Origin of the sequence: Mycobacterium sp. SMC-18 (genome assembly GCF_045310895.1) — a bacterium.
Lineage (GTDB): Bacteria > Actinomycetota > Actinomycetes > Mycobacteriales > Mycobacteriaceae > Mycobacterium.
In genome coordinates this window covers 39791-64461 of sequence record NZ_JBJIAL010000015.1, presented here as the reverse complement: position 1 = coordinate 64461, position 24671 = coordinate 39791, and the positions used below count along the sequence as shown (strand labels likewise).

The 24671-nt window shown below is 68.4% G+C and carries 25 protein-coding genes; 12 read left to right on the top strand and 13 right to left on the bottom strand.

What is annotated here, in order from left to right; translation table 11 throughout:
- Positions 1-117 precede the first annotated feature (117 nt).
- Positions 118-849, top strand: coding sequence for an acyltransferase (locus ACJH6J_RS15520; RefSeq protein ID WP_318986418.1), 732 nt, complete (start codon positions 118-120; stop codon positions 847-849).
- A 16-nt stretch (positions 850-865) separates the two neighbouring features.
- On the opposite strand, the gene ACJH6J_RS15515 is transcribed toward ACJH6J_RS15520, so the two are convergent.
- Both ACJH6J_RS15515 and ACJH6J_RS15510 read right to left on the bottom strand, forming a co-directional pair.
- Positions 866-1279: a SufE family protein gene (locus tag ACJH6J_RS15515; RefSeq protein ID WP_406783850.1), complete on the bottom strand. Its 414-nt coding sequence runs from the start codon at positions 1277-1279 to the stop codon at positions 866-868.
- A 2-nt stretch (positions 1280-1281) separates the two neighbouring features.
- Positions 1282-2172, bottom strand: a complete 891-nt coding sequence (locus ACJH6J_RS15510) for a sulfurtransferase (protein ID WP_064858492.1) — start codon at positions 2170-2172, stop codon at positions 1282-1284.
- 123 nt (positions 2173-2295) lie between these two features.
- On the opposite strand from ACJH6J_RS15510, the gene ACJH6J_RS15505 reads away from it, so the two are divergent.
- From ACJH6J_RS15505 to ACJH6J_RS15485, 5 genes are all read left to right on the top strand, one after another.
- Complete coding sequence (locus ACJH6J_RS15505) at positions 2296-3639, top strand: nucleotide sugar dehydrogenase (RefSeq protein ID WP_318986420.1); 1344 nt, start codon at positions 2296-2298, stop codon at positions 3637-3639.
- Positions 3632-4612, top strand: coding sequence for an SDR family NAD(P)-dependent oxidoreductase (locus ACJH6J_RS15500; protein ID WP_318986421.1), 981 nt, complete (start codon positions 3632-3634; stop codon positions 4610-4612). Before ACJH6J_RS15505 ends, ACJH6J_RS15500 begins: the two co-directional genes overlap by 8 nt.
- A 19-nt stretch (positions 4613-4631) precedes the next feature.
- Positions 4632-5390, top strand: a complete 759-nt coding sequence (locus ACJH6J_RS15495) for a DUF4333 domain-containing protein (RefSeq protein WP_029120187.1) — start codon at positions 4632-4634, stop codon at positions 5388-5390.
- Between the two features lie 64 nt (positions 5391-5454).
- Complete coding sequence (locus tag ACJH6J_RS15490) at positions 5455-6813, top strand: TIGR01777 family oxidoreductase (RefSeq protein WP_406804173.1); 1359 nt, start codon at positions 5455-5457, stop codon at positions 6811-6813.
- Positions 6810-7241, top strand: coding sequence for an SRPBCC family protein (locus tag ACJH6J_RS15485; protein ID WP_406804172.1), 432 nt, complete (start codon positions 6810-6812; stop codon positions 7239-7241). The genes ACJH6J_RS15490 and ACJH6J_RS15485 overlap by 4 nt, the downstream gene beginning before the upstream one ends.
- Positions 7242-7256: 15 nt before the next feature.
- Here the strand turns inward: ACJH6J_RS15485 and ACJH6J_RS15480 are convergent, their stop codons facing one another.
- The 10 genes from ACJH6J_RS15480 to ACJH6J_RS15435 form a co-directional block, all read right to left on the bottom strand.
- The gene (locus ACJH6J_RS15480) at positions 7257-8201 is read right to left on the bottom strand and encodes an SDR family NAD(P)-dependent oxidoreductase (protein ID WP_406804171.1); all 945 of its coding nucleotides are present in this window, start codon (positions 8199-8201) and stop codon (positions 7257-7259) included.
- The gene (locus tag ACJH6J_RS15475; protein WP_406801398.1) at positions 8201-8947 is read right to left on the bottom strand and encodes an anti-sigma factor domain-containing protein; all 747 of its coding nucleotides are present in this window, start codon (positions 8945-8947) and stop codon (positions 8201-8203) included. The genes ACJH6J_RS15480 and ACJH6J_RS15475 overlap by 1 nt, the downstream gene beginning before the upstream one ends.
- Complete coding sequence (gene sigK / locus ACJH6J_RS15470) at positions 8940-9578, bottom strand: ECF RNA polymerase sigma factor SigK (protein ID WP_318986427.1); 639 nt, start codon at positions 9576-9578, stop codon at positions 8940-8942. Before sigK ends, ACJH6J_RS15475 begins: the two co-directional genes overlap by 8 nt.
- Positions 9575-10867, bottom strand: coding sequence for a cyclopropane-fatty-acyl-phospholipid synthase family protein (locus ACJH6J_RS15465; protein ID WP_318986428.1), 1293 nt, complete (start codon positions 10865-10867; stop codon positions 9575-9577). Before ACJH6J_RS15465 ends, sigK begins: the two co-directional genes overlap by 4 nt.
- Positions 10864-11586, bottom strand: a complete 723-nt coding sequence (locus ACJH6J_RS15460; protein WP_318986429.1) for a DUF1365 domain-containing protein — start codon at positions 11584-11586, stop codon at positions 10864-10866. The genes ACJH6J_RS15465 and ACJH6J_RS15460 overlap by 4 nt, the downstream gene beginning before the upstream one ends.
- Positions 11583-12887 (bottom strand): FAD-dependent oxidoreductase, encoded by a 1305-nt coding sequence (locus ACJH6J_RS15455; RefSeq protein ID WP_318986451.1) that lies wholly within the window; start codon positions 12885-12887, stop codon positions 11583-11585. The genes ACJH6J_RS15460 and ACJH6J_RS15455 overlap by 4 nt, the downstream gene beginning before the upstream one ends.
- An 83-nt stretch (positions 12888-12970) precedes the next feature.
- Positions 12971-13609: a Maf family protein gene (locus tag ACJH6J_RS15450; RefSeq protein WP_406801399.1), complete on the bottom strand. Its 639-nt coding sequence runs from the start codon at positions 13607-13609 to the stop codon at positions 12971-12973.
- Complete coding sequence (locus tag ACJH6J_RS15445; RefSeq protein ID WP_318986431.1) at positions 13606-13860, bottom strand: acyl-CoA carboxylase subunit epsilon; 255 nt, start codon at positions 13858-13860, stop codon at positions 13606-13608. The genes ACJH6J_RS15450 and ACJH6J_RS15445 overlap by 4 nt, the downstream gene beginning before the upstream one ends.
- Entirely contained in the window at positions 13857-15485 is a 1629-nt protein-coding gene (locus tag ACJH6J_RS15440; protein WP_318986432.1) for an acyl-CoA carboxylase subunit beta, read from the bottom strand. Before ACJH6J_RS15440 ends, ACJH6J_RS15445 begins: the two co-directional genes overlap by 4 nt.
- Before the next feature lie 59 nt (positions 15486-15544).
- Positions 15545-16273, bottom strand: coding sequence for a class I SAM-dependent methyltransferase (locus ACJH6J_RS15435; protein WP_406804170.1), 729 nt, complete (start codon positions 16271-16273; stop codon positions 15545-15547).
- A 444-nt stretch (positions 16274-16717) separates the two neighbouring features.
- Between ACJH6J_RS15435 and ACJH6J_RS15430 the strand changes: the two genes are divergently transcribed.
- Genes ACJH6J_RS15430 through ACJH6J_RS15405 form a run of 6 tightly spaced genes read left to right on the top strand, consistent with a single transcriptional unit; the run spans position 16718 to position 23177 of the window.
- Positions 16718-17866, top strand: a complete 1149-nt coding sequence (locus ACJH6J_RS15430; protein ID WP_244872810.1) for a glycosyltransferase — start codon at positions 16718-16720, stop codon at positions 17864-17866.
- Complete coding sequence (locus tag ACJH6J_RS15425) at positions 17866-19011, top strand: glycosyltransferase family 4 protein (RefSeq protein ID WP_212806619.1); 1146 nt, start codon at positions 17866-17868, stop codon at positions 19009-19011. Before ACJH6J_RS15430 ends, ACJH6J_RS15425 begins: the two co-directional genes overlap by 1 nt.
- 54 nt (positions 19012-19065) lie before the next feature.
- Complete coding sequence (locus ACJH6J_RS15420) at positions 19066-19743, top strand: acyltransferase (protein WP_318986434.1); 678 nt, start codon at positions 19066-19068, stop codon at positions 19741-19743.
- Positions 19743-20870 (top strand): glycosyltransferase family 4 protein, encoded by a 1128-nt coding sequence (locus ACJH6J_RS15415; protein WP_406801400.1) that lies wholly within the window; start codon positions 19743-19745, stop codon positions 20868-20870. The genes ACJH6J_RS15420 and ACJH6J_RS15415 overlap by 1 nt, the downstream gene beginning before the upstream one ends.
- Positions 20871-20901: 31 nt before the next feature.
- Positions 20902-22038: a hypothetical protein gene (locus ACJH6J_RS15410; protein WP_212806617.1), complete on the top strand. Its 1137-nt coding sequence runs from the start codon at positions 20902-20904 to the stop codon at positions 22036-22038.
- On the top strand, positions 22035-23177 hold the full coding sequence (locus tag ACJH6J_RS15405; RefSeq protein WP_212806616.1) for a glycosyltransferase family 4 protein: 1143 nt from the start codon (positions 22035-22037) through the stop codon (positions 23175-23177). Before ACJH6J_RS15410 ends, ACJH6J_RS15405 begins: the two co-directional genes overlap by 4 nt.
- On the opposite strand, the gene ACJH6J_RS15400 is transcribed toward ACJH6J_RS15405, so the two are convergent.
- The gene (locus ACJH6J_RS15400; RefSeq protein ID WP_346416995.1) at positions 23168-24664 is read right to left on the bottom strand and encodes a cellulase family glycosylhydrolase; all 1497 of its coding nucleotides are present in this window, start codon (positions 24662-24664) and stop codon (positions 23168-23170) included. The genes ACJH6J_RS15405 and ACJH6J_RS15400 overlap by 10 nt on opposite strands.
- Positions 24665-24671: the final 7 nt, after the last annotated feature.

The following is a 24671-nucleotide window of genomic DNA, read 5'->3' as shown; positions in this document are numbered from 1 at the left end:
CCTAACCGGCGGATCCCCACTTCGGGATACGCGGGCGCCGGGACGTTTTCTTAGAGATTGCCCAATCGACCCACTTGACCCGCGCTTTCTCACCGAACATCTGCTTGGGTGATACTGGTGCCGCACCGGACCCGCCGGGGAGCCACGAGTAAGGGGACACCGTTGTTCGTCGAGCCGCAGGCCTCAGACCCCGAATTGATCGCGCGCAAGCGGGCGGTCAACCCGAACGTCCGCATCCCACCGAAGATGCAGTGGGTGACCGACGAGGACGGCAACATCCTCAAGCACGAGCTGCCGGGCGAGACGCTGTGGCACCGGATCCGGGACACCTACGCCGCGCTGTTCTACAGCTCGATCGTCACCCACATCCCGTTCCACTTCATCCGGCTGGGCTACCTCCGGCTGTTCGGGGCGAAGATCGGCAAGGGCACCGCGATCAACCGCGGCACCAGCGTCTGGTCCATTCCGTACCTGGTGATCGGTGACCGGGTGTCCATCGGCTTCCGCTGCCTGCTGGACGCGCGCGCGGGCATCGCGATCGGCAACGACGTCGTCATCGCCAGCGACACGCACATCATCGCCGGCGGGCACGACATCAATCACCCGAACTTCGTGCCGGCACCCAACCCGCCGGACCCCATCGTGATCGACGACCACGTGTGGATTGCGACGCGCGCCATGATCCTGCCGTGCCTGCTCGGCCGGGGCGCTGTGGTGGCCGCACACACCGTCGTCAACAAAGAGGTGCCGCCGTTCGGCATCGTCGGCGGTGTGCCCGGCAAGATCATCGGCCAGCGCAACCCGGACGCGCTGCACTACAGCGGCAAGTTCAAGCTGCCGTTCTTCTGAGCCGTACCCGGGCGGACTATGCCGCTTCGCGCAGGCGGCGCTTGATGCGGGTCAGCATCGCCGACATGCCCCGCAGTCGCAGCGGGCTGATCAGCTTGGCCAGCCCGAGGTCGGCGTAGAAATCGTCGGGCACCGCCAGGATGTCGGCCGCCGGCAGGCCGTCCAGGCCCGCCGCGAGGATGGCCGCGAAACCACGCGTCGTCGGGGCCTCGGCCGGTGCGCTGAAGTACAGCCGCACATGCTCGGGGTCGTCGGCGTCGACGTGCAGGAACAACGGCGACTGGCACTCCGGCACCGGCTCCATGGCGGCTTCCTCGAGCGACGGCGGGAGTGCCGGCAACTCGTTGGCGAACTCCAGCAGCAGCGCCAGCTTGTCCTGCCCCTGCATCTCGGAGAACTCCGACACGACCTCGGCCAGAGCCGCGGGCATGGTCACGAAGGCGCGTCCCCCGGTTCCTCACCGACAGCGACGGGCACCCGCACCGCGTTGCCCCACTCGGTCCAGGAACCGTCGTAGTTGCGGACGGCGGGCAGGCCGATCAGGTGCGTCAGCACGAACCAGGTGTGGCTGGAGCGCTCGCCGATGCGGCAGTAGGCGACGGCCTTGTCGTCGGGGGAGATGAAGCCGTACAGCTCGTCGAGTTCGGCGCGGCTGCGGAACCGGCCGCTGTCGTCGACGGCCTTTGCCCACGGGATGGACCGCGCGGTGGGGATGTGGCCGCCGCGCAGCGCACCCTCCTCCGGGTAGTCGGGCATGTGGGTGCGCTCGCCGGTGTACTCCTGCGGCGAGCGGACGTCGATCAGCGGCTCTTTGCCGAGGATCGCGAGGACGTCGTCCTTGAAGGCGCGGATCGGAGCGTCGTTGCGCTCGACCACCGGGTACCCGGTGGTCTGCTTGCTCGGGACGTCCAGGGTGGTGTCGCGGCCGTTGGTGATCCACAGGTCGCGGCCCCCGTCGAGGAGGCGGACGTCCGGGTGTCCGAAGAGCGTGAACACCCACAGCGCGTAGGCCGCCCACCAGTTGCTCTTGTCGCCGTAGATCACCACGGTGTCGTCGCGGCTGATGCCCTTGCGATCCATCAGCGCGGCGAACTGTGCGCCGTCGATGTAATCGCGGACATGCGGGTCATTGAGGTCGGTATGCCAGTCGATCTTGACGGCGCCGGGGATGTGGCCGGTGTCGTACAGCAGGACGTCTTCGTCGGATTCGACGATGGCCAAACCGGGGCGTCCGATGTTGCCTGACAGCCAGTCGGCGGTCACCAGGCGATCGGGATGCGCATAGGTGGCGAAAGCGGGATGTGGGTCTGCGGGCAGCGGCACACTGTGAGCGTACCTAGGCCCGAAATGCGCCGCCGACCCGTAAGGTCGAAACTTGTTTGCGCGACAACCGCTGCGGTATGACATCAGCCGTCTCCCACAGGGCTGACCGGAGGGATTGAGGATTTGCCAGAGAAATACGACGTCGGAATCATCGGCCTGGGATATGTGGGCCTGACGCTGGCCACCGTGCTGGCCGAGGCCGGCAACTCCGTCATCGGAATCGAGACCCGTCAGGAATTGGTCGATATGACCAATCAGGGTTTGCCGCATTTCACCGAGACCGGCCTGCCCGACGCCCTCGAGGGCGTCACCCGATTCGGGAAACTGAAGGCCGTCACGGCATTTGACGACAGCTTCTCGTGCGATACGTACATCATCACCGTCGGCACCCCGCTGTCGGCGGACGGTGTCGCGCGCGTCGACATGATCGAGGCCGCGGCCCGTGACATCGCCGGAAACATGCAGGACGGCGCGCTGGTCATCCTGCGGTCGACGGTCAAGGTCGGCACCACCCGCGACGTGGTCGCGCCGATGCTGGCCGCCAGCGGCAAGAGCTTCGACATCGCGATGTGCCCCGAGCGCACCCTGGAAGGCAAGGCGCTGCAGGAATTGCGCGAGCTGCCGCAGATCGTCGGTGCCGACGACCCGGCGGTCGCCGACCGGGCCGCCGCGGTATTCCGGAAACTCACCAGCTCGATCGTGCTGGTCTCCGATATCGAGACCGCCGAGATCATCAAATTGGTGAGCAACACCTTCCGCGATGTTCAGTTCGCGTTTGCCAACGAAGTCGCCCGCATTTGCGACGCATTCGGTGTCAGCGCTTATGAGGTGATCTCGGCGGGCAAACTCGGATACAACCGCACCAATATCCCGTTGCCGGGTCTGGTGGGCGGGCCGTGCCTGGAGAAGGACCCGCACATCCTGATGGAGAGCGTCCGCGAACGCGGCGTCACGCTGGACATCACCGCCGCCGGCCGCCTGGTCAACGAGCGCCAGCCCGCCGAGACGGTGCGCTTCATCAGCAGCGAGATCGCCCGCCGGAAGCTGGGCGCCGAAGGGCCGCTGAAGATCAACCTGCTGGGCATGGCGTTCAAGGGCCAGCCCGAGACCAGCGACCTGCGTGGGTCGATGTCGATCAAGGTGTTCAATGAGCTGAAGGCCGCGCACCCGGATGCCGAGATCGGCGTGTACGACCCGGTGACGCCGAATGACGTTCTGGCCGAAGCCTTCCCGGGCCACAAGGTGTACAACCGGTTCGGCGACGCGGTGAGTGGCGCGGACGTCGTCGTCCTCGGCAACAACCACCCGTCGCTGGGCACCATCTCGCCGCGCACCATCAGCGAGTTCATCAGCCCCGACGGCTTCGTCTTCGACTACTGGAACCACTACAGCCACCTGCCGCCCACCGAGCTGGGCGACAGCTACTTCGCCGTGGGCCGCAGCGGAAAGGTCGTCGAGCGTGTCTGAGAAGGTCGTTGTCACCGGTGGTGGCGGATTCATCGGCGCCTACCTGGTCAAGCGGCTGGTGCGGGACGGCTGGCAGGTCGCGGTCGTGGACTCCATGGTCCGCGGCGATGCCAGCCGATTCGCCGAAGTCGCTTCGGACGTCGAGCTCTTCACGTGTGACGTCCGCGATCAGGACGCCCTTGAGAAGGCGTTCGCCGGCGCCGAGGTGGTCATGCACCTCGCCGCCATCAACGGCACCGAGAACTTCTACAAACAACCGGAACTGGTGCTCGACGTCGGCCTGCGCGGCGCGCTCGCGGTGACCAACGCCGGCCGCGCGGCGGGGGTACCGGACCTCATCGTCGCCTCGACCGCCGAGGTCTACCAGACGCCGGCGATCATCCCGACGCCCGAGACCATCCCGCTGATGCTGCCGGACAGCCTCAACCCCCGGTACTCGTACGGCGGCGGCAAGATCGTCAGCGAGCTGATCGCCTTCAACTACGGGCAGGACCACTACCGGCAGGTGCAGGTCTTCCGGCCGCACAACGTGTTCGGGCCCAACATGGGGTGGAAGCACGTCGAGCCCCAGTTCATCCTGCGGGCGCTGGGCTGCCAGGAGGCTGGTGACCCGACCTTCCCGATCCAGGGTGACGGCAGTGAGACGCGTTCGTTCTGCTACGTCGACGACATCGTCCAGGGCATCTTGACGATGTACGAAAAGGGCGGTCACCGCGAGGTCTACCACATCGGCAGCGACGAGGAACTCAGCGTCCGCGAGCTGGCGGAGCGCATCGGCCGGGCCGTCGGCGTCGAGCTCGAGATCAAGCCCGGCGAGTTGCAGGCCGGCGGCACGCCGCGCCGGTGCCCCGACATCTCGAAGATGCGGGCGCTGGGCTGGTCGCCGCAGGTGGCCCTCGACGACGGTCTGGCGCGCACCGTGGCGTGGTACCGCGAGCACCGAAATGACGTGCCCGCAAACGACCTGATGTAGCCCGGGCACAATAGCGGGTATGAGGGCGCGCATCCTGGCACTTGTCGTCATCGCTGGGCTGCTGCTGACGGGGCTCGCGGCGCTGGTCTACAGCCTCACGCGCCCCGAACCCGAAGCCGTTCAGGCCAAGCCGTCGGCGCAGCTGCCGATGGTGGACAAGGCGTCGCTGGAGCGGGCGATCCACGACGCCTTCACGAGCCAGCCGCCGCAGGCGGTGATCTGCGAGCGCGGCCTCATCGCGAAGGTCGGGCAGAGCACGCGGTGCGACGTCACGATGTCACCGGCCTACGGCATCCAGCCGACCATCACGGTGTCCGGCGTCGAGGGCGGCAAGGTCAGCTATTCGATGACCCCGGCGGTCTCCAAGACGCAGTTGGAGGCGGCCGTGGCGGACATGGTGACCCGCACCCGCAAGGCGGCCCCGGACTCGGTGACGTGCCTGTCGGGACTGGAGGGCAAGCAGGGTGCGGTGGCGCTGTGCGACATCACCGACGACGGGTTCACCAGCCGGCGCACCGCCCTGGTGAGCGAAGTGTCCGGGCTCGCAATGAATTACGGCCTGACGCCCGTGCTGGAGAAGTCCGTGGCCGAGAGTTCCCTCGCCTCGCAACTGGGTCAGAGCCCGAGCACCGTCACGTGCGCCGGCGATGTGGACAGCAAGGTCGGGGCGACGCAGCGGTGCACCGCGGTCGTCGGCGGCCAGAACCGGGCCTACACCCTGACGGTCACCGACGTCGCCGACGGCAAGGTGTCGTTCAGCTACAAGCCGGCCAACTGACCAGACCCATCCGCCGGCCGGTTGGCGCCGAATCCCACTGAGACCGAATCAACTCGGAGGTTTGATGGGAATCGAGTACAGCAGCGTGGTCGACGCGCCACGCGACGACGTGTTCGCCTGGCACGCGCGGCCGGGGGCCATCCACCGGATGCTGCCGCCGTGGCAGCCCATGAGCGTGGTTGCCGAAGCGGCGTCGCTGGCCGACGGGCGCGCCGTGCTCGGCCTGCCCGGCGGGTTGCGCTGGAGCGCACAGCACAATCCCGCCGACTATGCGCCGCCCGCACGGTTCGTCGACGAGTTGAGCCGCGACGGATTGCGTTCGCTGCCAACACAGTTGATCGGGCACTGGCGGCACGAACACTGCTTCGACGCCGTCGGCGACGGGCGCACCCGGGTCACCGACCGTGTCGATGCGCCGGTCCCCGGGCACCTGCTCGAGCCGACGTTCCGCTACCGCCATTGCCAGCTGAGCGACGACCTGGCCGCCCACCGGTGGGCGCGAGAGCACGGCGAGCGTCCCGGCTCGGTGGCGGTGACCGGGGCATCGGGCCTGATCGGCAGCGCCCTGACCGCCTTCCTGTCGACCGGTGGTTACCGCGTCATCAGGCTGGTGCGCCGCGAACCGCGCGACGACACCGAGCGTCGCTGGGATCCCGAATCACCCGCCGACGACCTGCTCGACGGCATCGACGCCGTGGTGCACCTGGCGGGCGCATCGATTGCCGGCCGGTTCACCGACGCGCACAAGAAAGCGGTGCGCGGCAGCCGGATCGAGCCGACTCGCCGGCTGGCCGAGTGCGCCGCAGCAGCGACGGACGGGCCGTCGGTCTTCGTCAGCGCGTCGGCCGTCGGCTGGTACGGCGACGACCGGGCCGACGAGCGCCTCGACGAAGCGGCACAACCGGGCGACGGGTTCCTGGCCGACGTCGTCGCCGACTGGGAAGCGGCGACGGCGCCGGCAACCGCGGCCGGACTGCGCGTCGTCAACGTGCGCACGGGGATCGTGCAGACGCCGCGCGGCGGCACGCTGCAACTGATGCGGCCGCTGTTCGCCGCCGGTCTCGGCGGACCGCTCGGCAACGGGCGGCAGTGGCTGTCGTGGATCGACATCGACGACCTGATCGATGTGTACCACCGCGCCCTCGTCGACGCCGGGCTGTCCGGTCCGGTGAATGCCGTTGCCCCGCAACCGGTCCGCAACGCGGACTACACGCGGACCCTGGCCGGGGTGCTGCACCGTCCGGCCGTGCTGCCCGTGCCCGCCCTGGGACCGGCGCTGCTGCTCGGCCGGCAGGGGGCACGTGAGCTGGCCATGGCCAGTCAGCGCGTCGTACCCGGCCGGCTCATCGACGCCGGGCACCGCTTCCGGCGCCCGGATCTCGAACAATGCCTGCGGCACCAGCTGGGAAAGGCGGCCCGATGATCGACGCGCAACGTCAGTTGGTGGTGGCCGCGCCTGCGGACGCCGTCTTCGCGTATCTGGCGGACTTCACCACCACGACGCAGTGGGACCCCGGCACCGTGCACACCGAACGCATCGCCGGCGACGGCGGCGTGGGAACTCGCTACGCGAACACGTCGCGCTTCGCCGGTCGCACGTCGGAGATCACGTACGAAGTCACCAGCCTGACGCCGGGGCAGTCGATCGAACTGCGCGGGGTCAATGAGTACCTGATCGCGCGCGACACCATCACGGTGGTGCCGCACGTCGACGGTACCCAGGTCACCTACCGGATCAGGTTCGCGTTCCAGGGGTGGCTGCGGTGGCTCGAGCCCGTGCTGCAACTCGCGGTGGCGCACCTGCTCGACGACGGGGCGCGCGGGCTCCGCCGCGAACTCGCCCGAATCTGATTGCGCGACAAGCCCTCACAAGCCAATGGCAGCGGCGCAGTACTGCCACACCTGCTGCACCCGGGCGTCGTCGTCTCGGGTGGGCAAGTAGTGCGTGGGACGGATGCGGCGGTCGTGCCAGAACCGTCCCGATTCCGGCGGCGGACTCGTCGCCGTCAGCCACACAGCGGTGTCGGCGGCCTGTTCGGACGTCCGCAGGATCGGACGCGTCACGCGGCGGAACCCGGGCAGTGACCGGGCGATGCCCGGGGTGTCGGCCCAGCCGGGATGCATGGCCGCCACCATCAGTTCGGGCCAGCGCCGCGCCAGCAGCGGCGTCAACGCGACCTGGATGCGTTTACTGCGCGCGTACGCCGTGGCACCGCGGTAATGCCCGCGCCGGTACTCGATGTCGTCGACCGGAAGTGCCTGGGTGTACATGCCGCCGGAGGACATCAGGACGACCCGCGCCGCCGGGGTCAGCGCCGGCCGCAGAAGTTCCGTCAGCAACACCGGCCCCAGAACGTGGGTTGCCAGCGAGAGTTCATGCCCTTCAGCACTTTCCGTGCGTTGCTCGGGCATGACACCGGCGTTGTGGATCACGGCGTCGAGCCGTGAGTGCCGCGACAGCAGGTCCGCGGCGAACGACCGGACCCCGGCCAGGTGCGACACGTCGCACACCTCCACCGCCACGTCGGCGGCCGGCGCGACGGTGAGCACATGGTGTCGCGCGGCTTCGCCGCGGGCCCGGTCGCGCACCGTCATCAACACCGTCGCCCCGAGCATCGCGAGTTCGGTGGCGATGGCCTTGCCGATACCCGAATTCGCGCCGGTGACCAGCACGGTGCGGCCGGCGAGTGCCTCGGCCGGCAGCGCGGGCGTCTGCCAGAACTGTTGCCGCACAGCCAGACCCACGCGGGAGTAGCCGAGCACGACGGTGCTGTCCAGCAGATCGTCGAAGAAGGCGCCGACCATGGTCATCAGGTCAGGGAGACGACGACGACCGGATTGCTCGTCGGCTGGCTGGACCCGGAGCCCGGCTCGACCGTCACGGCCACCTTGGCGGCCGCGTCCAGTGCCGGTATCACCTCGCCGCCGGGCGGTGGCATGGTGTCCGCGCTCATGGTGCCGGCGGACCGCGGCGCACCCGACGCCGGGATGAACCACATCTGGTAGACGTGGCCCGCCGGTGGCGCAGGCACATTCGCCATGGCCACCACCACGGCATTCGCCTGCTGCGACGCACTGAGCGTGATGGTGCCCCCGGCGACCGGCGCGGAATACGTGCGGATGTCCGGGTTGGCCAGCACCTGCGACACCGTCGGCTGTCCCGGGTGCTCGGTGAAGCGGTTGGCGACCACCGTCGTGCCGATGACGATCGCGCAGATCACCGCGGCCGCCGCCGCGAGCCGGACGATCATTCGGCGTCGCCGGGTTCGCCTGAGCGCCAACTCATCCGAAGTGCGCTCGGCCGACTGGATGCCGATGGCCTGCAGGATGCGCGCGCGCAGTTCGGCCGGCGGCGTCAGGGTGTCTCCCGCGGTCAGCAGTGCCATGGTCTCCTGGGTGTCGCCGACGATCCGGGCGAATGCCTGCGCGGTGTGCGGCGCGGCGACGCCGAGGCGGCCGGCGATGTCCGAGCGTTCGGCCTCGGACACCGCATCGAGTGCGTATACGTACGCCAGGTCGAGCAGTTGCTGTTCGTCGTCGGTGTAGCTGTCAGGCATCGGTGCCCACCCCCAAGCAGTTCTTCAGGCGGATCAGGCCGTCCCGGATACGGGCCTTGATGGTGGGGAGGGTGACGGCGAGGTGCTCGGCGACCTCCCGATAGGTGTGGCCGCTGTAGTACGCCAGGCCGATGGCTTCGCGCTGGACGGCGGTCAGTCCGTCGAGGCAGTCGGTGACCTCCTGCTCGTCGAGTCGCTGTCCCACCTCGTCGGCGACGGTGTCGTGCTCGCGGCCGAGGTTCGAGGCGCCGTACGCGTGGTTGCGGTCGGCCGCGGACTGTTCGGAGCGGACCCGGTCGATACTGCGGCGGTGGGTCAATGTCATGAGCCAGCCGATCGGACTGGCCAGCGCCGGGTCGTATTGCCGTGCCGCCGAGGACCACACCTGGAGGAACACCTCCTGCACGACGTCCTCGGCCAGGGTCCGGTCCCGCACGACGCGATAGGCGAGGCCGAACACCCGTGGCGAGGTCAGATCGTAGAACTCGGCGAACGCCGCCCTGTCGCCGTCGGCGATCGCGGTGAGCAGAGCTGCGCGGTCCGGCTCGCCCTCCATGCGGGAATCGTCGCACGGCGGCGCGGGAACCGGGGCGATCTGGCGCAACCCGTCGGGTCCGGGCGGCGTGCTCACGATCGAGCCTTCGGACGCAGGACCAGTTGGTGCAGGTCCAGGTAGCCCGAGGCGAAGCCCGCCTCGGAGTAAGCGAGGTAGAAGCGCCACATCCGCCGGAAGATGCGGTCGAATCCCAGGGCATCGGCGCCGGCGCTGTTCGCGGTGAAGCGTTGCAGCCACAGTCGCAGGGTGTGGGCGTAATGCGGTCCGAACGAATGCCGGTCGGTGATACGCAGTGCGGTGTGCGCGCTGATCGACTTCTCGACGAGCTTGACCGACGGCAGGAATCCGCCCGGGAAGATGTACTTGTGCACCCAGGTGTAGGTGTCGCGGGACGCCAGCATGCGCTTGTGCGGCATGGTGATCAGCTGCAGTCCGACCCGGCCGTCGACATCGAGGAGGCGCTCCAGCGTGCGTAGATAGGCCGGCAGGTAGCGATACCCGACGGCCTCGATCATCTCGACGGAGATGATCGCGTCGTACTTCCCGGTGATGTCGCGGTAGTCGCACAGCTCGACGGTGATGCGGTCGGCCAGCCCGGCGGCGGCGATGCGCTCGCGCGCCAGCAGCTGCTGCTCGCGCGACAGGGTGACGGTGTGGACGTGCGCGCCGCGCTGCGCGGCACGGATGGCCAATTCGCCCCAGCCGGTGCCGATTTCGAGCAGCCGCGTGCCGGCGCCGACGCCGGTGGCATCCAGCAGCCGGTCGATCTTGCGGTGCTGCGCGGCCGCCAGGTCGCGCCATGACGGCGGCGGATCGAGCGTGTCGAACAGCGCGCACGAATAGGTCAGCGTCGGATCGAGGAACATGCTGAAGAACTCGTTCGACAGGTCGTAGTGATGGGCGATGTTCGCACGCGTATCCGCTTGCGCCCCATGGTGGTTGCGTGGTGTGCGCGGCAGGAGCACGGAACGCAGTCCCTGGAAGGCCGCCGGCACGATCGTGTCGATGCGCGATGCCAGCGCGGTCAGCACGGCGGTGAGCTCGGGCGCGGACCAGTCACCGACCATGTACGCCTCCCCGAAGCCGATCAGGCCACTGTTCGCGACGCGGCCGAAGAAATCGTCGGGGCGGTGCAACAACATTCGCGGTGCGGCCGGATCATCGGCGCCGGCCGCGCCCTGGACGGTGCCGTCCGGATACTCCACCCGCACCGGCAGGTCCCGTACCGCGGCCCGGAACAAGGCCCGCGTGACGGGCGTACCCAGCCGGGTACGCAGACTGCTTGGCACCTGCGCGATTTCGGTCCACCTGGCCGGCAGGAACGGATCGTACGCGGCGGCACCGTCATGGAGTTGATTCGTCATAGGGCGGCCTCCTGGGGGCGGGGGTGCAGTTGCAGGCCGCGCGCCCAGAGGCGCACGCCCTGCCAGCGGATGCGTGCGAGAACCAGCAGCGGCGCCAGCGGCGCTGCCAGTGCGGTGGTCAAAACGGTTGCGGGACGGGCGGGGTGGACGGATCCGGTCCAGGTGGCGGTCATGACCACCCCGCCGGACGCGTCGAGCAGGGTGACCGCCACGTTGAGCCGGCCCCGCGCCGGTTCCGGGATGCGCAGCACGTATCGGCCACTGACCGGGTTGAACGGCGAGACGTAGAACACCTTCGGCACGACCACCGTGCCGCGATGATCGGTGTGCAGCAGGTAGCGGTGGCGTCCGCCGTAGGTGTTGTGCACCTCGGCGATGGCACAGACCAGTGCGCCGGCGGCGTCATGGCACCAGTAGACGGTCAAGGGGTTGAACACGAAGCCGAAGACCCTGGCATTGGCCAGCATTCGGATGGCACCGCCACCGAGGTCGATGCCGTGTTCGCCGAGATAGGCGTCGATGTTCTCGCGCAGCGTGCGCCGCGGATCGCCGGCATGGTCGGCGGCGTGGAAGCCGGCCAGCGGCCGCAGCAGGCGGGGAAACTCGGGCACGGCGTCGAGGTCGACCAGCCAGCTGTAGCTGCGGTAGGTGAACGCGTGCGGCACCGGAACGGTCCGCCTGTGGTGGATGCTGGTTCGCACGATCTGTGGTGGGCTCATGCCACGTTCCCCGCCGGGCGCAGCAGGGGCGGCACGGGACCGCTCCAGCTGCCACCGAGACGTTCCGCCGCGGCGACGCCGGACACCGCACCGTCTTCGTGAAAGCCCCAGCCGTGATACGCGCCGGCGAACGCCAACCGGTGATCGCCGAGCGTGTGCAGCCGCTGTTGCGCGGCGCGGAACTCGGGGGAGTACTGCGGATGGTCGTAGAGCATGGTCGCGATGACCTGGCCCGGGTCGACCCGACCGCCGCCGCCCAGCGTCACCACGAACCGCCGGTCGGTGCTCGCGTCGAGTCGCTGTAGCCGGTTGAGGTCGTAACTGACCAGGACGTCGCCGGCTTGGACGGTGCACGACGGCATCCGGTAGTTCCACGATGCACGGGCGCCCCGGCGACGCGGCAGCAGCGACGTATCGGTGTGCAGCACAGTGTGATTGATCGAGTACCGCAGGGCGCCGAGGATGTCGACCTCGTCGGCCGACGGCCGGTCCAGGATCGAGAGGGCCTGATTCGGATGCGTCGCGATGACCGCCGCGTCGAACGGTTCGACCCGGTCCGCGTCGTCACGCACCAGCACCCCGTCGGTGGTCCGGGTGACGGTGCGGACGGGTACGCCGGCGCGTACCGACGGCAGGCGCGTGGTGATCGCCTCGACGTACCGTGCCGAGCCCCCGGTCACCGTCCGCCACGTCGGTGACCCGAACACCGTCAGCATCCCGTGGTGGTCGAGGAACGCCAGCAGGTAGCCGACGGGGTAGTCGAGCGCGACGTCCGGCGGGCACGACCAGACCGCAGCGACCAGCGGGACCATGAAATGCGCGACGAAGTAGCGGGAAAACCCTGCGGCCCCGAGGAATTCGCCGAGGGTTCGGCCGTCTGCCACGTCGCGCGCCAGTTCGGCGCGGGCGAGCCGGTGGAAGCGCGTCACCTCGGCGAGCAGGCGCAGATAGCGCGGTGAGAGCACCGCGCCCGGCGTGGCGAACAGGCCTGTCAGCCCCTTCGCGCCGGCGTACTCCAGGCCGCACCCTTCGCAGCAGACCGACATCGACATGTCGGATTCCTGGGTCCGGACACCGAGTTCGGCGAACAGCCGCAGCAGCGTGGGATAGGTGCGGTCGTTGTGCACGATGAAGCCGGAGTCGACGCCGACGACATCGGTGCTGCCGCGACGGGCCGCCAGTTCATGGGTGTGGGCGTGGCCACCGCATCGCGGTTGCGCCTCGAAGAGGGTGACTTCCGCGTCGCGGGCGAGCACCCACGCCGCGGTGAGCCCCGATATGCCGCTGCCGACCACTGCTATCCGCCGCACCGTGCCGTCCTTCCTGGTTTGTCACCAGGAGTTCGGTGCGGGATGCGGTGCGGATAGGTGGATTCGGGAAAAACCTACTGGGGCCGGTTGGCGGCCCACAGGTCCGCGACGGACACGCCGAGGCGGGCCAGCATACGGCGGAGCAGGGGCAGGCTCAGGCCGATGACGTTGGAGGGGTCGCCCTCGATGCCGTCGATGAACCAGCTGCCCAGGCCGTCGAGGGTGAAAGCGCCTGCCACCCAGAGGGGTTCGCCGGTGCCGATGTAGGCATCCAGGTCGGTGGTGCCGGGCTCGCCGAAACGCACTGTGGTGGAGCCGAGTTCGCTGACCTGAGCGGTGACGGCGCCGTCGCTCAGGCGCAGGACGCTGTGGCCGGTGTGCAGGACGGCGCTGCGGCCGGCCATCGAGAGCCATTGCCGCCGGGCCACCTCGGGGGCGCCCGGCTTGCCGGTCAGCCGGCCGTCGAACTCGAGCATCGAATCACAGCCGATGACAACGCAATCCGATGACAGGGTCGCGTCGAGTGATTCGGCGACCCGCTGCGCCTTGGCTGTCGCCAGGGCACGTACGACGTCGCCGGGGCCGGCGTCGCCGAGAGACGCGATGATCGCGTCCTCGTCGACGTCGGATACCAGCACGACCGGTTCCACACCGGCCTTGCGCAGCACACTGAGCCGGCCCGCGGAGGCCGAGCCCAGGACCACCCGGGTCATCGCCGGATGAAGGTGCGCTCCACCAGGGTCACCAGCTGCCAGCTGGTGTACGCGTACCGCAGCTTGGAGACGGGGTGGCCCCAGTCGTTGCGGTCACCGGCCTCGGGGGCACCGCCGCCGCCCGAGGCGCCGGCCAGCACCGTCACCAGCGCAGCGAGCTCCTCGTCGGACGGGTTGCCTTTGACGACCTGGAACAGCGGAGCCACCGGGGCCTGCGTCTCGGTCTCGTCGACCACAGATTCGGCGCTCACAGGGGGATGTTCCCGTGCTTCTTCGGCGGCGTCTGGACGATCTTGCGCTCCAGCAGCCGCAGCGAGTTGGCGATGTAGCCGCGGGTGTGCGACGGCGGGATGACGGCGTCGACGTAACCGCGCTCGGCGGCGACGTACGGGTTCACCAGGGTGTCCTCGTACTCCTGCTGCAGCTGCAGGCGCAGGGCGTCGACGTCCTCGCCCTTGGCCTCGGCGGCCTTGAGCTCCTGGCGGTAGACGAAGCCGACCGCACCCGAGGCACCCATGACGGCGATCTGGGCCGTCGGCCAGGCCAGGTTGACGTCGCAACCCATGTCCTTGGAGCCCATGACGCAGTAGGCGCCGCCGTAGGCCTTGCGGGTGATGACGGTGATCTTGGCGACGGTGGCCTCACCGTAGGCGTACAGCAGCTTGGCGCCGCGGCGGATGATGCCGTTGTACTCCTGCTCGGTGCCCGGCAGGAAGCCCGGGACGTCCACCAGCATGATGATCGGGATGTTGAAGGCGTCGCAGGTGCGGACGAACCGCGCGGCCTTCTCCGAGGCGTTGATGTCCAGGCAGCCGGCGAACTGCGTCGGCTGGTTGGCCACGACGCCGACGGGGCGACCGTCGATGCGGCCGAAGCCGATCACGATGTTCTGCGCGTAGCCGGGCTGGATCTCTAGGAACTCGTCGTCGTCGAGGATGCGCGAGATGACCTCGTGCATGTCGTACGGCTGGTTCGGCGAATCCGGGATCAGCGTGTCGAGCTCGAGGTCCTCTTCGGTGAGGTTGTCCTCGACGGCGCCCGGGTGCGGCGGCGCCGGGTAGCGCGGCGGCTCGGCGTAGTTGTTCGGGGGCAGGTAGCTCAGCAGGTCGCGGACGTAGTCCAGGGCGTCCTGCTCGCCCGAGGCGACGTAGTGCACGGTGCCGGACTTGGCCTCATGGGTGTGGGCGCCGCCCAGTTCCTCCATGGTGACCTCTTCACCGGTGACGGTCTTGATGACGTCCGGACCGGTGATGAACATCTGGCTGGTCTGGTCGACCATGATGATGAAGTCGGTGAGCGCGGGCGAGTACACGTGGCCACCGGCCGCGGCACCCATGATGAGCGAAATCTGGGGGATGACACCCGACGCCAGGATGTTGTTGCGGAAGATGCGGCTGTACAGGCCGAGCGAGACCACACCCTCCTGGATGCGGGCGCCGGCGCCGTCGTTGATGCCGATCAGCGGGCGGCCGGTCTTGATGGCCAGCTCCTGGACCTTGACGATCTTCTCGCCGTAGACCTCACCAAGGCTGCCGCCGAAGACGGTGGCGTCCTGGCTGAAGATGCAGACCTCGCGGCCGTCGATGGTGCCGTAGCCGGTCACCACACCGTCGCCGAGCGGGTGCTTGTCGGCCAGGCCGAAGTTGGTGCTGCGGTGTTTGGCCAGCGCGTCGAGTTCGACGAACGAGCCCTCGTCCAGCAGCGCCAGGATGCGCTCGCGGGCGGTGAGCTTGCCCTTCTGGTGGACCTTCTCCACAGCGGCCTCGCCGACGGGGTGCAGGGTCTCTTCGGTACGCCTACGCAGGTCTTCCAGCTTGCCCGCGGTGGTGTGGATGTCGATCGCCTTGTCCACCGGTGGCTCGGTCACGCTCGTCATGGCGACGATGTTAACGGTTCTCTAAGAAAGTTGTGAAGGTGGGGTGCCCACTCGGCGGGTCACGCCGGTTTGCGCAGGACCACAGCCGCGAAACTCGTGAGCGCCGGCACCGGGTGCTTAAGAAGGAAACGGCTCTTCGCGCGCTCGAGGGCGTCGAGCGGGGGGAGCACACGGTAGTAGCCGTGGCCGTAGGAGCCCGACCAGGATTCGACCTGGAAACCCACGCTCTCGTAGCGCTTGATGGCCTTCTTGGTGGGTCCGGTGGTCCAGCGGTAGTAGGCCGGGAACTTCTCGTGGTGCGGGTTCTGCAACCGGCCGGGCTGCAGCTTGCTGATGACGGTGCGCGCCGCCTGCTCCGGGATGAGCAGGTTCACCACGAACGGGAACGCGAACAGCGTCGGGAAGAAGTGCACCGAAAGTCCGCCCGGGCGAAGGAGTTTGAAGCAGTTCTCGTGGAACGTGCGGGCGTCGGGCAGGTGCTCGCAGAGCATCTTGGAGAACACCAGGTCGTATGCATTGAGCTCGGTGTCGATCGGCTTGCACAGATCGGCGACGCGGGTGTGCACGCGGCTGTTGGCCTTGGCCAGTTCGGTGGCCGAGATGTCGATGACGACGCGCTCGTCGGCGAAGCTCCAGTCGTCACCGCCGATGATCGGGTTGGCGCCGCCCCCGAGTTCGGCGACGGCCTTGACGCCTTCGCGCTCGGCCAAGCTGCGGACAGACTCGTCGTAGCCCTGCCAGAGGGTGTCGAGGTCCTTGTAATGGACGTCCACGTGTGTACCGCTCATTTGCGCACCGTTCATAGATTCTTCCGCCCCCGCGGCTTGCACGTCCTGCGTCAGCAGTTTGCTGGTAAGTCAATATACACTTCCCGCGCTGGTCCCGCCCATGACTCGCGTTGAACACCGTTCAGGCTGGGGGATTTGCTGAGCGGGCATTGAGCGCGACGGCGCCGGGTCTCGCGGGCGCAGGGGTGAATTGCCTGGTCGCAATGGCGCAGACCAGGCGTTACGGCCCGGTCGTGCGACCGTCGCGGCCAGATCTCCGGTGGTGAAATCCACTTAGCTGAGCCGGTGCGTGCGCACTGCCGCGGGCGCGTCCTGCGCAGGCGCGATGCATTTAGCTTGTCAATTGCGTAAGTTTGCGGTTCGATATGCGTGCCCGGCATTTGCGGGCAGCTGACTTCACGGCCGCGAGACGATCACCAGATCGGCGCAGGGGGATACTCAACAGTGCATTCGACGCGCAAGTACGACGGAGTGGACGGGCCCAAGGTGGCCATCGCCCACGACTATCTGACCCAGTTCGGCGGCGCGGAAAAGGTTGTCCTCTCGATGACGAAGGCGTTCCCGGACGCCCCGCTGTACACGATGCTGTACGACCCCGAGCTGACCTACCCGGAGTTTGCCGACCTCGACATCCGGGTGTCCGCGCTCAACAAGGTGGGTCTGGCCCGCAAGTACCACCGGGCCGCCCTGCCGATCTATCCGCGCGTGGCCGAGTCCATGTTCGTCGACGCCGACATCGTGCTGGCGAGCTGCAGTGGCTGGTCGCACGGCTTCCGGACCAACGGCAAGAAGCTCATCTACTGCTACAACCCGGCGCGCTGGCTCTACCAGACCGAGGCCTACCTCGGGGACCACGCGAACCCGATCAAGCGCCTGGGCCTCAAGCTCACCAAGAAGCGCCTGCTCGACTGGGACCGCCGGCAGGCGCTCGCGGCCGACAAGTACCTCGCGATCTCGACCATGATCAGCGGATACGTCAAGAAGGCCTACGACATCGACGCCGAGGTGATGTTCGCGCCGGTGGCGATGTCGCGGTCGTACGCCGTCGAACCCGTCGAGGAACTCGAGGACAAGGTCGATCTGAGCGATCCGGACGGCAGCTTCTACCTCGTCGTGTGCCGGCTGCTGCCGTACAAGAACGTCGACGTCATCGTGCGGGCGTTCGCGGGTAGTGACCGGCAGCTCGTGGTGGTCGGCAACGGGCCCGAAGCCGAGCGCCTGCGGTCGATGAAGACCGACAATGTCACCATGCTGCACAACCTCACCGACGGGCAGATGGCCTGGCTCTACAAGAACTGCCGGGCGCTGATGTCGTCGAGTTTCGAGGACTACGGTCTGACCCCGATCGAAGCGGGCGTGTGGGGCCGGCCGAGCGTCGCGCTGCGGTTCGGCGGCTTCCTCGACACCATCGACGAGGGCACCACCGGCCTGTATTTCGATGAACCGCAACCGGATTCGGTGCGCGAGGCGCTGGACCGATTCGAGTCGGCGACGTGGGACCAGGAGAAGATCAAACACCACGTCTCCCAGTTCACCGAGGACGCGTTCAGCGCTCGGCTGCATGAGGCAGTCGACAAGCTGGCCGGGTACTGATGGCGCCAGAAGCGGCGCCGGTCGCCACGCTGAAGGACTACCGCCTGGTGTACGTCGGTCCGGCGGACCACGAGACGGCGGTGGGTGACTACGCCGAGAACCTCACGCGGGCGCTGCGGCCCCATGTCGGCGAACTGGTCGAGCACCGCACGCTGGGACCGGGTTCCGACAGCGCGCGGGAAATCCTGGGGCACCGGCGCGCGGTCGCCGAGCTGGTGGCCGGCGGGAAGCCGGGCCGGGTGCTGGTGCATGCGGAGCTGGCGGCCGGTGCGGTGTCGGCGTTCTGGTCCATCGCGGGGTTGCGCGGCGTGCCGGTGACGGCGACGGTGCACGATCCGCCGCAGGGCATCTGGTGGCCGGGGCGCACGAAGTTCGTGGCGCGGCACAAGCTGGTGATGCACGGCCTGCACTACCCGCTGCGTCCGGTGTCGCGGATGCTCGAGGGCATGGTCAACGGGGACCGGACGTTGTTCGCCCTCAGCCAGATCGGCGCGCAGTCCATTCGCGATGTGTACCCGAACACCGATGTGGCGTATGCCCCTTACCTCGTGTGCGAGCGGCCCCGGGTGCGCCCGGTGATCGAGCGGCCGAAGGCCGTGGGTTTCTTCGGGCATGTGTACCGGGGCAAGGGATTCGAGCAGATCGCGCGCATTCGCCGGGAGCTGCCCGACGACATCGTGATCCGGGTGGCGGGCCGGGGGACCGAAGCGCTGCCCGGTGGCCCGGGGGTGGAGATCGTGGGCGCCGTCGACGGTGATGCCGAGGATGCGTTCTTCGATTCGGTGCGCGCCGTGGTGATTCCGTACGGCAAGCGCCACTTCTACGCCGAGACCTATCCCGCCTCGTCGGTCGCGGCCCACGCCATGGCCTACCGCACCCCGGTGGTGTGCACCGACTACGGCTCTCTGGCCGAGTTCGGCACCGAGACCGGCGCGGTCGTCGTGCCCATGGACTCCGACGACCCCAAGGCACTGCCGGCCGGGTTCTCGGCGGCCATCGCGGCCTTGCTCAACGACGAGACGCGGCTCAAGGAACTCGAGGCGAATGCCGACCGGACGCGCCAGGAGCGGTCGCCGGAGAACGTCGCCGCCGCCTACGCCGCAAAGTGGTCGGAGATGCTGACGCGCCAGGGCCGGCTGCACTGACGAGGCCGAAACACTGTGGTTAACTCGGAATCCGGGACGACGGGAGCGAAGAACGTGATTGGCGAGCCGGCAACGGCAGACCCGGCAGATGTGGCACGCAAGAAGGCGGCCGCACCGACTTTGAAATTGCCGCCGGATCCGGAATGGAAACTCGGCGAGGACGGCCGCGTCACCTACTACAAGATGCAGAGCATGGGCGTCGCCCGCAAGGCGCGCAACCGAATTGGCGAACTGCTGTTCAACATGTTCATCACGCACATCCCGTCGCACACCATCCGCCAGGGCTTCCTGCGGCTGTTCGGCGCGACCATCGGTGAGTGGTCGACCATCATGCGCGGCACCACGATCCTGGACATCGAATTCCTGACGATCGGCAACGGCACCACCATCGGCTTCCGCTGCCTGCTCGATGCGCGCGCCGGCCTGTGGATCGGCGACAACGTGACCATCGCCAGCGACGTCCACCTGCTCGGCGGTGGGCACGACATCAACCACCCGGACTTCCTGCCGATCCCGATCCCGACGGTGATCGAGGACTACGTCTGGATCGCGAGCCGGGCCATGGTGTTGCCCGCCCTGATCGGCCGCGGCGCCGTCGTCGCCGCGCAGGCGCTCGTGGTCAAGGACGTGGCCCCGCTCGACGTGGTCGGTGGCAACCCCGCCAAAGTGTTCGCCAAGCGTAATCCGGATGCATTGGGCTACAGCGCAAAGTACCGGCCGTTGTTCTGCTGATGCCGGTCGATCTACGCGAATACCGGTTGGTCTACATCGGTCCGGCCGAAGGCCAGACCGCGGTGGGCGACTACGCCGAGAACTTCGTCAACGCCGTGCGGCCGCTGTTCGGTGAGGTCGTGCAACGCCGCACCCTCGGCCCGGGGGCCGAGACGGTGGCCCAGGTACGAGGCCACCGGCGCGCGGTCGCCGAGCTGGTGGCCTCCGGCAAGCCGGGCCGGGTCTTGGTGCATGCCGAGCTGGCGGCCGGTGCGGTGTCGGCGTTCTGGTCCATCGCGGGGTTGCGCGGCGTGCCGGTGACGGCGACGGTGCACGATCCGCCGCAGGGCATCTGGTGGCCGGCGCGGACCCGGTTCGTGGCGCAGCACCGGCTCGTCATGCACGGCCTGCACTACCCGCTGCGCCCGCTGTCGCGGCGAATCGAGGGCATCGTCAACGGAGACCGGACGATGGTCGCGCTGAGCCGGATCGGCGCGGACTCCATCAAGGCCATCTACCCCGGCACCACGGTCGCCGCCGTGCCGCACATCATCTCCGAACGACCGCGGCTGCGCCCGCTCACCGAGCGGCCCAAGGCCGTCGGTTTCTTCGGACATGTATACCGCGGCAAGGGTTTCGAGCAGATCGCCCGCATTCGCCGGGAGCTGCCCGACGACATCGTCATCCGGGTGGCGGGCCGGGGAACCGAGGCACTGACCGGTGGCCCGGGCGTGGAGATCGTCGGCCCCGTCGACGGGCCGGCCGAGGACGCGTTCTTCGATTCGGTACGGGCCGTGGTGATTCCGTACGGCAAGCGCCACTTCTACGCCGAGACCTACCCGGCGTCCGGTTCGGTCGCCCACGCGATGGCGTACCGCACCCCCGTCGTCTGCACCGACTACGGCGCCCTGGCCGAACTGGACGAGCGCGCCGGCGCACTCGTCGTCCGCATCGGCGACCAGAACCCCGAACAGGTGGCGTCGTCGTTGGCGAAGGCCATCGTGTCCCTCGTCGACGACGATGAGCGACTGGCCGAGTTCGGCCGGCACGTCGAGGCCTACCGCGAGGCCTGCTCCGGGCCGCGGACGGCCGAGGCGTTCGGCCGCGTGTGGACCGACATGTTGGCCCGAGCATCTGTGAGCGTGTGACCTGACTGCCCCCGAAGCGCCCACCCGCAATGTGGCGAAGACGCTCATCTCGCTGATCTGGATCTACGGCGGTCGCGGGGTCGGCCTGCTGTGGACGCTGATCCTCGTGCAGCGCCTCGGCGTCTCCGAATACGGCCTGTACGCCATGGCGACGGTGCTCAACGGCATCGTCGGCAACACCGTCGACAACTCCTTCGCGGTCCGGGCCATCCGGGAATCCGAGGAGCACTTCCTGCGTGAGCGCACCATGCGCTATCTCGTCGCAGTGGGGCTGGTCGCCACCGGCGCGGTCACGTTCGACGTCAACTACGTCATCGGCTTCGGTCTGATGGTGGCCGGCGGCGAGATCGCCCTCAACGTCGTCAAGAGTCAGTCCGCGCGAGATGGCCACCCGGACAAGGTGTATCGGCTCGACACCGCGCGGCAGTTCTCCAGCGCCGGCATCGGCGCGGTGTACCTGTACACCTCGGCGCACCCGACGCTCACCCACGCCTCGCTGCTGTACTGCACGCCCTACGTGCTGATCCTGCTGGTCGGGGCCAAGCTGGCCATCGGCCACCGGCCCGCACCACCCGGGCCGCCGCGGTTGATCGCGGCGCTGACCGGCGAAATGCTCGGCACCACGCTGTATCTCGGCGGTGACGTGCTGCTGCTCGGCACCCTGGTGGACACCACGGCAGCGGGCTACTACCAGCTCGCGTGGGTCGTCGCGGCCGCGGTGGCGGCCGCCGGCCAGTCCTTCGGCATGACCTATCACGAGCCGCTGCGGGAGAGCGGCGGTGACCTGTCCGCCGCCCCACCGCTGCGCAACATCCTGCGGATGGCGGCACTCGGCGGCTCGCTGCTGCTGATCATCGGTGGCTGCCTGTTCGCCTTCGGGGCACCGACCCAGCTCGCCACGACCATGATGATCATGGGCGGCTTCGCCGCGCTGCGTATCTGCATCTTCGTGCTGCAGGTGATCCTCTACACCCAGCGGCGCGACGTCTTCCGGCTCACCATCGCCGTCGGCCTGGTGCCGGTGAAACTCGGCATGGTCGCCGCCCTCGCGACACTGACACCGCTCGGCGCGGTGGGCGCGGCCATCGCGGCCACCGTCGCCGACGCGATCATGCTCGCCGGGTTCACGTGGGCGGTCTACCGGCCGCGCGAGGTGGTGGAGTCATGACCACACCGAAGACCGCGTTCATCCTGTCGAAAGACCCGGTGCTCGAACACACCGGTGACGTCGCACTGGCCCGCATGCTCATGCAGCTGGCCGCCGACTCGTCCGAGGTGTCGGCCATCGCGCTGTCGCCCCAACCGGGCACCGTCACCGCCGACCTGATCCCCGGTGGCCTGCCGCTGGAGCGGGTCCACAAGCCGGCCGTGCGTCCGCACCGGCTGCTCATCGACTCCCTGCGGCGCCGGCGCAGCCTGGTGCATGTCCGATTCGACACCGACGAACTGGTCCGTGCCATCGACCGCAGCGACGCCGACGTGTTCGTCGCCGAACACAGCTACATGGCCGAATCGTTCTTCCGCAGCAAGCATTTCGGGAAGAAGCGGTTCGTCGTCAACACGAACGTGAGCGAGTCGCTGGTCTGGCGGGCGTCGCGCGGCGCGCTCGGCCGCGTCGAGGAACCGCGGCTGGTCCGCGACGAGCTGCGCGTCGCGCGCGCGGCCGACGCCGTCAGTACCTACGACGCCGAGGAAGCCGAGTACTACCGCGACAACGGTGTCCGGGACGCCCGGTTCATGGACATCACGATGCCGCCCGGTACCCAGGTCGACGTCGCGGCCTCCCCGCCGCGGCTGGTGTTCATGGGTACCCGCGACTGGCCACCCAACCAGGAGGGGTTCCTGCGGGCCCTCGAACTGTGGCCGCGGATCTCCGCCGGGATCGCCGGCGCCGAACTGTGCATCATCGGGGCCAAGAAACCCGGTGCGGCCGACCCGGTCTATCCCGACGGGGTCCGCGACCTCGGATTCGTCGACGACCTCGGGGCGTTCCTGGCCACGTGCCGGGCCCTGATCGCGCCGATCCGCACCGGCGGAGGAGTCCGGGTCAAGCTGCTCGACACCATCCGGATCGGGCTGCCTGCCGTCGCCACCACGGCGGCCATCGGATCACTCGGGCCGATCTTCGGGCTGCGTGCCCTGGACGAGGACGCGGCGTTCATCGCCGAGTGCCGGCGGCTGCTCACCGACGTGCCGGCCGCCGTCGATCTGGGCAACCAGCTGTACGAGATCAACCGGCAGCGGTGGCAGGACCGGTTGCCGCACAAGGCGGTTGCCGACCTGCTGCGCGGCGATGGTCAGGTGTAGTAGACCTTCACGCCGACCCACGGTGCCCAGACCATGTAACCGTGCTGGAAGTCGACGCGGTTGGAGCCGTTGACGTAGCGCTCGTCGCTGGTGGCCAACCCCAGCTGCGGTTTCCAGGCCTGCGCGAAAGCGCTCGAGGCCCAGTGGGCGCCGGTCTCGGGTGACCACCACACCCGGAACGCCTGGCCACCCGTGAAGTCCTGTTGGCCGTTGGCGAACACGCTCGCGGGCACCGAGTTCCGCTGCATCGCGATGTCGGCCACCGGGCGCGGCGACGACACGTAGCCGCTCGGCAGCTCGTAGATGGTGTTGACCGTGCGGACCTGCGCCCACACCGTCTTGGTGGCCTTGAACACCGGGCTCAGGACCGAGCCGTGCGCCGGGTCGGTGATCTGCGAAAAGCGTAGGAACTCCGGCGATTTCGGTACCCCGGCGGCGATGGTCGCCGCCAGTTCGGCGGCCGCGGGCTTCGGTGTCCAGTCGCTGCGGTAGAGCCCGACGGTGGCGTCGGCCTGGTTGCTTCCGGTCTTGCGGTCACGCGTGGTGTAGACCATGAGCGGGCCGGTGTACGGCATCTCCTGCCACTTGGTGTAGATGTCCTTGAGGTACGCGGCCTGCGTGGTCTCGTTGACCACCGAGGTGGGCTCGCCGTACTCGGTGGCCCAGATCCGCTTGCCCTCGTCGCCGTTGTCGATCATCACCTGGCGCATCTGAACCAGTTGCAGGACAGGCGAATTCGCGATCAGCATGCCGTCGGAGAACTTCAGGTTGTAGTTGTACGGGTGGAACGACAGCGCGTCGAAGTTCCCCTTGGCGCCGGCGGCGTACATCCCGGCGATGAAGCGCACCGGGTTGATCGACCACGAACCGAAGTCCACCACGGCGCCGACGACGCCGCCGATCACCGTCGCGTCCGGGTCGACGGCCTTGATGCGCGGATAGGCCGACTTCAGCAGATCGGTATAGCCCGCGGGATCCGGTGCGGGACTGTAGAAGAACACCGCGTTCGGCTCGTTCCAGATCTCGTATGCGGAGATCTTCCCCTTGTAGCGGGTGGCCACCTTCGTCATGAAATTGCCGTAGGCGTCCGGATCCGACGGCCGGCTGCTCAGCGGCAGGCCGCCCTGCGACATGGCCCAGGGAGGGGTGGCATTGACGAATGCGATGATCGACATGTTCATGGCGGCCGCGGCATTCACCGTCTTGTCGACCAGGCTCCAGTCGAGCTGGCCGAGGATCGGCTCGACGCCGGCCCACGGGATCATCAACCTGATGGTGTTCACGCGGTTGTTGGCCATCAATGCCAGCGTCCGGTTCACGTCATCGGGCGACAGTCCGTAGATGTCGGAGTCGGCGAAGCCGATGGTGGTCGGCAGGTTGACGACATTGGCCCGCTCGGCGATCCTGACCCGCTCAGGGGTGTCCCCTGGGATGCCGGTCAAGACGATGAGGGCGCAGACCATGCTGCCGGCGATCGCCGATGCCACGCTCGAG